The organism is Methanobrevibacter sp. UBA412 (genome assembly GCA_002495685.1).
GTDB classification, from domain to species: Archaea; Methanobacteriota; Methanobacteria; order Methanobacteriales; family Methanobacteriaceae; genus Methanobrevibacter_A; species Methanobrevibacter_A acididurans.
In genome coordinates this window covers 1-9,089 of record DAGJ01000024.1, presented here as the reverse complement: position 1 = coordinate 9,089, position 9,089 = coordinate 1, and the positions used below count along the sequence as shown (strand labels likewise).

Annotated in this window: 10 protein-coding genes; 2 read left to right on the top strand and 8 right to left on the bottom strand. The window is 26.6% G+C overall.

Annotated features, from left to right (window positions below; translation table 11 throughout):
* Positions 1–105 precede the first annotated feature (105 nt).
* From trpA to trpE, 7 genes are read right to left on the bottom strand one after another with little or no spacing between them, the layout of a single operon-like run.
* Positions 106–891, bottom strand: coding sequence for a tryptophan synthase subunit alpha (gene trpA, locus BP997_RS07315; protein ID WP_413824605.1), 786 nt, complete (start codon positions 889–891; stop codon positions 106–108).
* Entirely contained in the window at positions 884–2,065 is a 1,182-nt protein-coding gene (gene trpB / locus BP997_RS07310) for a tryptophan synthase subunit beta (protein ID WP_413824608.1), read from the bottom strand. The genes trpA and trpB overlap by 8 nt, the downstream gene beginning before the upstream one ends.
* A gap of 30 nt (positions 2,066–2,095) precedes the next feature.
* Positions 2,096–2,722, bottom strand: a complete 627-nt coding sequence (locus tag BP997_RS07305; protein ID WP_413824611.1) for a phosphoribosylanthranilate isomerase — start codon at positions 2,720–2,722, stop codon at positions 2,096–2,098.
* 22 nt (positions 2,723–2,744) lie between these two features.
* Positions 2,745–3,527 (bottom strand): indole-3-glycerol phosphate synthase TrpC, encoded by a 783-nt coding sequence (gene trpC, locus BP997_RS07300; RefSeq protein WP_413824613.1) that lies wholly within the window; start codon positions 3,525–3,527, stop codon positions 2,745–2,747.
* Between the two features lie 51 nt (positions 3,528–3,578).
* On the bottom strand, positions 3,579–4,595 hold the full coding sequence (gene trpD / locus BP997_RS07295) for an anthranilate phosphoribosyltransferase (protein ID WP_413824616.1): 1,017 nt from the start codon (positions 4,593–4,595) through the stop codon (positions 3,579–3,581).
* 22 nt (positions 4,596–4,617) lie between these two features.
* Positions 4,618–5,232: an anthranilate synthase component II gene (locus tag BP997_RS07290; protein WP_413828534.1), complete on the bottom strand. Its 615-nt coding sequence runs from the start codon at positions 5,230–5,232 to the stop codon at positions 4,618–4,620.
* Positions 5,229–6,737, bottom strand: coding sequence for an anthranilate synthase component I (trpE, locus tag BP997_RS07285; protein ID WP_413824622.1), 1,509 nt, complete (start codon positions 6,735–6,737; stop codon positions 5,229–5,231). Before trpE ends, BP997_RS07290 begins: the two co-directional genes overlap by 4 nt.
* A gap of 208 nt (positions 6,738–6,945) precedes the next feature.
* Between trpE and BP997_RS07280 the strand changes: the two genes are divergently transcribed.
* Positions 6,946–7,554, top strand: coding sequence for a site-2 protease family protein (locus tag BP997_RS07280; protein WP_409198166.1), 609 nt, complete (start codon positions 6,946–6,948; stop codon positions 7,552–7,554).
* A gap of 3 nt (positions 7,555–7,557) precedes the next feature.
* On the opposite strand, the gene BP997_RS07275 is transcribed toward BP997_RS07280, so the two are convergent.
* Complete coding sequence (locus tag BP997_RS07275; RefSeq protein WP_409198167.1) at positions 7,558–8,277, bottom strand: hypothetical protein; 720 nt, start codon at positions 8,275–8,277, stop codon at positions 7,558–7,560.
* Positions 8,278–8,536: 259 nt separating this feature from the next.
* Between BP997_RS07275 and BP997_RS07270 the strand changes: the two genes are divergently transcribed.
* Positions 8,537–8,920, top strand: a complete 384-nt coding sequence (locus BP997_RS07270; protein ID WP_409198168.1) for a hypothetical protein — start codon at positions 8,537–8,539, stop codon at positions 8,918–8,920.
* Positions 8,921–9,089 lie beyond the last annotated feature (169 nt).

The following is a 9,089-nucleotide window of genomic DNA, read 5'->3' as shown; positions in this document are numbered from 1 at the left end:
TCAACTAAGTTTTTGACAGAGCCTATTTATTAAAAACAATAAAAATTAAATAATTAATATTTATAGAATAAAAAATGATTTATATTTCAATATTTTAGAAAAAATTTACTTATTTTGACCTTTTAAAACCGCCTGTTTCATAGATTTAACATATTCCCCGATATAATATCCTGCATTTTCTTTGTGTTCTTCAATGATTTTCACAATTGCACTACCAACAATTACACCATCAGATATCTTTGAAATATTTTCCGCCTGCTCGGGAGTATTAATTCCAAAACCAACTGCAGTTGGAACATTAGAAACATTTTTTATAATAGAAATGATAGAATTTAAATCCGTTTTAATCTCGCTACGCATACCAGTAACACCCAATGATGAAACTACATAAATAAATCCTGATGCTTCTTTTGAAATCATTTCAATACGTTTTTTAGAAGTTGGAGCAATCATTGAAATTATATCAACATTATGAGAATATGCAAAATCAAAAATTTCATTTTTTTCATCAAAAGGTAAATCCGGAACAATAATACCATCAATTCCTAATTCTTCACATCTAGAAAAGAATAAATCATAACCATAATAAAAAACAGGATTAATATAAGTTAAAAATACTAAAGGAATATCACTATAATTTCTAACTTCTTTAACTATTTCAAAAACATTATCAGTATTAATTCCTTTAGATAATGCCCTTACATTAGCATTTTGAATAACTGGTCCTTCAGCAACAGGATCTGAAAAGGGAATACCTATTTCAATTAAATCTACCCCTGAATTTATCATTATCTTAATAAATTCAACTGTTTTTTCAATAGACGGATCTCCTGCAGTTAAAAAACCTATAAAAGCATTTTCATTATCAAATGCATTATGTATTTTACTCATTTAAATTCACCCCTTTATATTTAGCTATAGATGCAACATCTTTATCCCCTCTTCCAGAAAGACAAACAATGATAATATCCTCTTTATTCATTTTTCCTGCTATTTTTTTAACATGTGCAATAGCATGAGCACTTTCAATAGCTGGTATGATTCCTTCCATACGTGATAAATATTCAAATGCATCAACAGCTTCTTCATCTGTTATTGAAACATATTCTGCTCGTTTAATATCATGCAGATATGCATGTTCTGGACCAATACCCGGATAATCTAATCCTGCAGAAATAGAATAAACAGGCGAAATTTGACCATAATTACCTTGACAAAAGTAGGATTTCATACCATGGAATATACCCACTTCACCTTTAGATATAGTAGCCGCATGATAAGGAGTATCAAGCCCTTTACCTGCAGCTTCCACTCCAATTAATTTAACATCATCATTAATGAAATTATAAAAAGATCCCATTGCATTACTTCCCCCACCAACACAAGCTACAACGGCTGTTGGTAATTTACCCTCTTTTTTTAAAATTTGATTTTTAGCTTCTTCACTTATTACACTTTGAAAATCACGAACAATCATTGGAAAAGGATGCGGACCCATTGTTGAACCAATAACATAATGCGTATCAAAAACTCTAGAAATCCAGTCTCTAAATGTTTCATTTACTGCATCTTTTAAAGTCATTGTTCCAGAAGTAACTGTATGAACTTTAGCCCCTAATAACTCCATACGAAAAACATTTAAAGCTTGTCTTTCAGTATCTTTTTTTCCCATGAAAATTTCACATTCCATATTTAAGAGGGCAGCAGCAGTAGCTGTAGCAACACCATGTTGCCCAGCCCCAGTTTCAGCTATTATACGAGTTTTACCCATTTTTTTAGCTAATAATATTTGACCCAAAACATTATTAATTTTATGTGCTCCAGTATGGTTTAAATCTTCACGTTTAAGATAAATTTTTGCCCCACCTAAATCTTCAGTCATTCTTTTAGCATAATACAATAAAGAAGGACGTCCCGCATATTCTTTCAAAAGAAAATTTAATTCCTTTTTAAAATTTGAATCATTTTTATAATAATTATAGTTCTCCTCTAAATTTAATAATTCGTTCATTAATGTTTCAGACATATATTGTCCACCATATTCCCCATATCTTCCATTACTCATTATAAACCTTCCATTGATTTAATATAAAATTTATTTAGATAAATTTCTCACATTATTTATAAATTTTTTAATTTTTTCTTCATCTTTGACTTCATTAGTTTCTGTACCCGAACTGACATCAACAGCAAAAGGATTTATCGTTTTGATTGCATTTATAACATTATCACTATTTAACCCACCTGCAAGAAAAAATGGTTTTTCAATGTTTTCTTGAATTAAAGTCCAGTCAAAAGTTTTACCGGTCCCTTTACCATTATCTAGTAACAAATAGTCCACACAAGAAGATTGCCACTTAAATATTTCTTTATCATCAATAATTTCTAATGCTTTAATAATTTTTAAATCTTTACCCACTTTCTCAAGTGCACTTTTTTTTAATAATTTAATATATTCTTCTGTTTCATTTCCGTGCAATTGAGCTAAATCTATTATACCTAATTTAAATAATTTAATAATTTTATGATAATCTTCATTAACAAAAACCCCTACACATTGTATGTGAGTATCTAAAAAAGAATTTAAATATTGGGCTTTAAGAACAGAAATATTACGATGGCTTTTTTTAAAAAATACAAATCCTATATAATCCGGTTTATATTTATTAACAATATTAATATCTTCAGGTCTTTTAATACCACAAATTTTAATTCTTGTCAAAACATGCCCCCCCCTCTTACAGCTATTTATTACCTTTTAGATAATTTAATGTAAATTTTTTATTTGAACTTGTCATTAAAGTTTCACCTATTAATACAGCATCCACATTATTACTTCTCAATGCAGAAATGTCTTTATCAGTTTTAATACCACTTTCTGAAATAAATATTATTTCTTCAGGTACTAATTGTCTTAAATGGATACTATTTGTAATATCTACTGTAAAATTTTTTAGATTTCTATTGTTTACTCCTATAATTTTTGCACCTGCATTTAAAGCAACTTTAATTTCTTTTTTATTATGTGCTTCAACTAATGAAGATAAACCTAAATTAGTAGCTATATCAATATATTCTTTTAATGTTTCTTCATCCAGAATAGAACATATAAATAAAACTGCAGAAGCACCTAAAATTTTTGCTTCATATATCATATAAGTATCAATGATAAAATCTTTACGAAGAACTGGAATATTAACATTTTCCACAACACTTTCTAAATAATAATCTTCCCCTTTAAAAAAATAAGGTTCTGTTAATACTGAAATAGCTGATGCTCCTGCATTTTCATATTCTTTTGCAATTTTTATAGGATCGAAATCATTACTTATAATTCCTTTAGAAGGAGATGCCTTTTTAATTTCACAAATAAACGAAATATCATCAGATTTTAAAGCCTTTTCAAATGGAAAATCCTTATTACAATTTAATAATTTTGCTTTCTTTTTAATTTCACTTAAAGGTACTTTTTTTTCTTTTTTATTTAACCTTTCCTTAGTTTTATCCACAATATCATTTAAAATCATTAAAAAACACGCCTAAATAAACTACATAATATTCCATGAAAATAATAAACTTTAATTCCTAAATTTATTAGATAAATCTATAAACAATTTTAATTGATTTCTAGCTTTTCCATTATCAATTAATTCTTCTGCAAGGATAACCCCTTCATTTAAAGATGAAACTTTACCTGCAACATACAATCCTGCAGCCGCATTGATTACAACAGCATTCCTTTTAGGGCCTTTTTTTCCATCCAAAATTGATTTAGTAATATCTGCATTAAAATCTGGATTCCCCCCTACTAAATCATTTTTAGAACATTTTTCAAAACCAAACTCTTCAGGTTCAATTACATAATCAATTATATCATCCCCTTTAATTTCACAAACAGTAGTAGGAGAACTAACTGATATTTCATCTAGTTTATCTTGACCATAAACAACCAATGCTTTTTTAACACCTAGATTATGAAGAACTTCAGTCAAAGGTTTTACTAATGATTCATCATAAACTCCCATAACTTGCATAGTTGCACCAGCAGGATTAGCTAAAGGACCTAAAATATTAAAAATTGTAGGAATACCTAGTTCTTTTCTAATAGGGGCCACATATTTCATAGCAATATGATAATTTTGAGCAAATAAAAAACATAAATTTATTTCATTTAATATTTTTGCACTTTCCTCTGGAGAAATATTTATGTTAACGCCTAATGCTTCTAAAACATCAGCGGCTCCAGATTTACTAGAAGATGCCCTATTCCCATGTTTAGCTACAGGAACTCCAGCTGAAGAAATAACTATTGATGCTGTTGTAGATATATTGAAAGAATTAGATCCATCACCACCAGTACCAACAATTTCTAAAACATCTCGATCATTTAATAATTTGATACAATGAGACCTCATTGCTTCTGCAGAAGCTGTAATTTCACTTATAGTTTCACCTTTCATAGAAAGAGCAGTTAAATAAGCACTCATTTGAACATCACTGGCTTTACCTCCCATTATTTCATTCATAGATTCTTTAGCTAAATTATAAGAAATATTTTGATTTTTAGCTAAATTTAAAATAGCTTCTTTTATCATTTTTAATTTCTCTCCTTTTTAATCATAACATTTTTAAGAAATTTGTAATAATATCCAAACCTTCAGGAGTCAAAATTGACTCTGGATGAAACTGTAACCCGTAAATAGGATAATTTTTATGTTTAACTGCCATTATTTCATCATCAATAGTTCTTGCAATGACATCTAATTCTTGAGGTAAAGTATTTTCTATTAAAGCTAAAGAATGGTATCTTGCTGCTTGAATAGAATCATTTAAATCTTTAAATAATGGGTCATTCTTTAATTTTAGTGTTGAGGTTTTACCATGCATTATTTCCTTTGCATAAGATATTTTTCCACCATACGCTTCACATATTGCTTGATGGCCTAAACATACGCCTAATATTGGGATTTTGCCCTGAAATTCTTTTACAAGTGGAATACAAATCCCAGCATTAGACGGTTTCCCTGGACCAGGGGATAAAATTATAATATTTGGATTTAGTTCTTTAATTTGATTAATAGTAAATTGATCATTTCTGATAACTTTAATTTCCTTAATAATATCATCTGAATTTATTTCTAAATCCAAATTATTAATTTTAGATATTGCAATTCCTAAATATTGATATAAATTATATGAAAAACTGTCATAGTTATCTACTAAAAGTATCATTCTATCCCTCCATTAGCAATTTTTAAAGCATTAATAACCGCTGAAGCCTTGTTTAGTGTTTCTTGATACTCATTTTCAGGGTCACTATCTGCAACTACACCTCCACCTGAACGTATGAATACTTTATTATTATGAGTAAATGCAATTCTAATTGCTATACAAGTATCCAGATTTCCAGATAAATCCATATATCCTATAGCTCCACCATATATCCCCCGTTTATTGTTTTCTAGTTCATTAATTATTTCACAAGCCCTTATCTTAGGTGCACCTGAAAGAGTTCCTGCCGGAAGAATAGAATTTATTGCTGATAAAGAATCTAAATCTGGTCTAAGTTTTCCTTCAATAGTTGAACCTAAATGCATAACTCTAGAAAATTTTTCAACTGACAAATATTTATCTACTTTAACTGATCCTATTTCTGAAATTTTGCCTATATCATTTCTTCCTAAATCTACAAGCATATTATGCTCAGCTAATTCTTTTTTATCATTTAATAATTCTTTTTCTAATTTTTTATCTTCCTTTTCTGTTTTACCTCTTGGTCTTGTACCTGCTAATGGAAAAGTATATACTTTATTATCTTTTAACTTGACAAGGGTTTCAGGTGATGCTCCTGCAATTTCTATGTCATCACTTGAAAAATAAAACATGTATGGAGAAGGATTTGTTGTACGTAAAACTCTATATGTATCAAATAAACTTCCTTCAATATCCGCTTCAATTTTATTAGATGGAACAACTTGGAATATTTCACCTTCTTTAATATAATTTTTAGCTTTTTCAACTATATCACAATATTCCTCTTTAGAAAATGAAGGTTGAAATTCTGATTTTAATTTTAAATTTTCAATTTTTGCTGGTTTTCCATCTTTAATAATTTTTACAATTTTTTTTAATTCTTTTTGACCCTTTTCATAATTTTCTAATAAATTATCAGTTTGCATATTAATTATAATAATCATTTTTTGTTTATAATTATCAAAAACTATTACTTTGTCAAACAACATCAAATCAACATCTTTAAAACCATCTTGATTTTCTACATTTAAATTTAATGAAGGTTCACTATATTTAATATAATCATAAGCAAAATATCCAACTAAACCCCCTGTAAACGGTGGCAATTTTGTTAATCTAGGCGTTCTGTTTTCATTTATAATATGTTTAATATATTTTCCAGGATTTGAAGTTTTTGTAGTAAAAACATTTGCCTTATTTAAATCTTTAGATTTATAAGAACTAAAATCACCTTTCATAGTTATTTGTCCATTTTGGCATGTAAATTCTATTAATGGATCAAAGCCTAAAAATGTATATCTTCCCCAATTTTTTGTATCTTCAATACTTTCTAACATGTAACAATGTTTACTTACATTTTTTAATTTTCGCATAACTTCTATTGGTGTTTCAATGTCAGAATATAATTCATAACTTAAAGGTATTCTTTTATAAGATTTGTTTTTTGCTATCTCTTTAATTTCGTTTATATCAGGGTAATACATTATTAAATCCTCTTTTAATTTTTCTTGCTTATAATTATTTTATTATAATTTTAATAATAAATATGGATGTATATAAATATATGCAAATGTACTATTTAAATCTTTATAGTACTATTTTATACATTATAGATTAAAAACTTGCATAATAATTTTAAAGGAAAAATAAATGCAAAAAATATATAACACAAAATAAAGAATTAATAATATTATGAATGTAAAATTTACAAAACATGAAACAATAGATTTAATAATTGCATTTATTGTTATATCTTTAGGATTCTCAATTGTCTATGGAAAAACAAATATTAATTATATCATAGCAATATTACCTATGATAATGATAGGTGTAGGTTCAGGGTTTATATTACATGAAATTGGACATAAAATTAGTGCAATATACTATGGATACTGGGCAGAATTTAAAGCTTGGCCAATAGGGTTAATAATATCATTATTAAGTGCTTTTATTGGATTTTTAATAGCAACCCCCGGTGCAGTAAATATTTATGGACAAATTAATGAAAAAGAAAATGGAATAATATCTTTATCTGGACCAGTAGTAAATATATTACTCGCTTTAATATTTTTAATAATAAACTCCGTATACACAGCAATGAACCCCCAAGCCATAGGAAGTTTCACAAATATAACTTGCACATTCGGATTCATAATAAATGGTTACTTAGCATTCTTTAATTTAATACCATTAGGTATCTTAGATGGAGCAAAAATAATTAAATGGAACCCACTAATTTGGTTTGTAAGCATAGCCATTGCTGCAATAATAGCGTTTGGAGGAATGTTCGGAATATACTAACAATTATTTAGTACATATCAATCTAAGAGAACGTTCACATTCTAAAACAAGCACTTTATTAGAAAAATTATCTTTAGTTTTTAATAAAAAAAGTTTACTTTCACCAATATTAAAAGCAGATAAAACTGTGATTAATTTCCAAACCATTATTTCATCATCTTTATATTTATTAAATAAACCTATGATAATATTAAAATTTTTTAAATTAACTAAACTAGGATTATAAAAAATCATAAATCCAATAGAATCTAATAACTCATGTAATTGTTCAGTAGTACATTTAGTTAAAGAATATATCAAAATACAAAAATTAGCCTTATCCATTTTACCTAAAATTCTAGCAATAATGTCTCTAGGTAAAGGATAACTGACTTTCTTAGAAACTTTTTTCGGCAATTTTTTATATTGATTATTTCCAATTTTAGCCAGAAAATTAACCATATACTCAGCAACAGAGCAATCACCTTTTTCTAAAACTTTAGATATCTCAATTCTAGCATATAATGCAGACTCATTTAACAATGCATCAATTAAAGATTTATAAATTTCTTTATTATTAACATTAAATTTAACACCTAACAAGAAAGAAGCAATAGATCGTTCATTCGGTTTATCAGATTTTAATAAATTTAAAAGACTATTTAAATCTAAATTTAAAAATTTAGAAATTTGAGATTCATCAAACCAACCCCTTTTAATTAAATCATTTTTACTACTTTTCACAATTCCAGCCTCTATAATAATTTTTAAAAAATATTAATTAATAGATTACAAAAATTTAAGAATAATTTAATAAATTATTAAAATAAATTATATAAAAAAGTAATTAAATAAATAATCAAATTAAAAAAATAAGAAGATTTAAATAACCATTCTGAAATTTATATTTTATTAATAAAAAATTTTTGGAATAAACTCAAATTATAATTTTAATAACAACAATATATTAAATTAAATCTTTTAAAAATTCATAAGGAAAAACATGACACAAGAAGTTCTACCTGAAAAAATGTATATAAGTTATTATAGCGCAACAAAAGGAAAAAAAGTATTAAAATTATTAAATAAAACACAACTAATCTTTATTAGCTCAAATAATAAAATAATTGAACCATCAAAAAAGGAATGGGAATCTTTTTGGGAAAAAATAGAACAAATAGGAATTTGGGATTTAGAAGAAAGTTATAATCGCTGCATATTAACTGACGGGTATAAATGGGAAATTAATATATCATTTAATAATAAAATAATTGAATCTACAGGGACAAACTTAGATCCTACACTGTATATAGGTAATAAATTAATATCTGTTTTAGATAAATTTTTAGATGCAATTTATGATTTAACAGAGATACAAATGGATTAAATAAAATGTTTATTAATAAAAAATTTAATAAAAAGTAGGAGTTTATAAAAACCCTTTTTTTATTTTTGTGCACACAATATAAAAAGTATTACCATCCTAGTGCTAAGCTTCCTATTAGTACTATTATTCCTACTATCCAACAGTAATATGCGAATACATCTAGGCTTTT

Bases quoted from the DNA above. Each gene is read 5' to 3' on its own strand.
- trpA (WP_413824605.1), bottom strand. From the start codon at position 891: ATGAGTAAAATACATAATGCATTTGATAATGAAAATGCTTTTATAGGT.
- trpE (WP_413824622.1), bottom strand. From the start codon at position 6,737: ATGTATTACCCTGATATAAACGAAATTAAAGAGATAGCAAAAAACAAA.
- BP997_RS07280 (WP_409198166.1), top strand. From the start codon at position 6,946: ATGAATGTAAAATTTACAAAACATGAAACAATAGATTTAATAATTGCA.
- trpB (WP_413824608.1), bottom strand. From the start codon at position 2,065: ATGAGTAATGGAAGATATGGGGAATATGGTGGACAATATATGTCTGAA.
- BP997_RS07270 (WP_409198168.1), top strand. From the start codon at position 8,537: ATGACACAAGAAGTTCTACCTGAAAAAATGTATATAAGTTATTATAGC.
- BP997_RS07290 (WP_413828534.1), bottom strand. From the start codon at position 5,232: ATGATACTTTTAGTAGATAACTATGACAGTTTTTCATATAATTTATAT.
- trpC (WP_413824613.1), bottom strand. From the start codon at position 3,527: ATGATTTTAAATGATATTGTGGATAAAACTAAGGAAAGGTTAAATAAA.
- trpD (WP_413824616.1), bottom strand. From the start codon at position 4,595: ATGATAAAAGAAGCTATTTTAAATTTAGCTAAAAATCAAAATATTTCT.